This window comes from Streptomyces griseicoloratus (genome assembly GCF_014534645.1).
GTDB lineage: Bacteria > Actinomycetota > Actinomycetes > Streptomycetales > Streptomycetaceae > Streptomyces > Streptomyces griseicoloratus.
The window spans coordinates 1-380 of the sequence record NZ_JACVQF010000157.1 but is presented as its reverse complement, the minus strand read 5'-3'; the positions used below and the strand labels follow the sequence as shown (position 1 = coordinate 380).

Sequence of the window (380 nt, the reverse complement as noted above, 5' to 3'; positions counted from 1 at the left end):
CGACCGCGATCTCGGTGACCCGGCGGCCCAGCCGCTTGCCGGTGCGCAGGTAGAAGGGGACGCTCGCCCAGCGGCGGTTGTCGATCCCCAGCTTGATCGCGGCGTAGGTGTCGGTCTTCGACTTGGGGTCGATGCCCTCCTCTTCGAGGTAGCCGATGACCTTCGCGCCGCCCTGCCAGCCTGCCGCGTACTGGGCGCGTACGGTGTCCCGGCCCAGGTCCCTGGGGAGGCGGACCGCGCCGAGCACCTTGGTCTTCTCCGCGGCCAGCGCGTCGGCGTCGAAGGAGGCGGGCTCCTCCATCGCGGTCAGCGCGAGCAGCTGGAGCAGGTGGTTCTGGATGACGTCGCGGGCGGCGCCGATGCCGTCGTAGTAGCCGGCC

Annotated in this window: 1 pseudogene; it reads right to left on the bottom strand. The window is 71.6% G+C overall.

Annotation, left to right across the window (positions count from 1 at the left end):
* Positions 1 to 380: pseudogene (locus H0H10_RS41635) on the bottom strand (glucose-6-phosphate dehydrogenase); the annotation flags it as partial.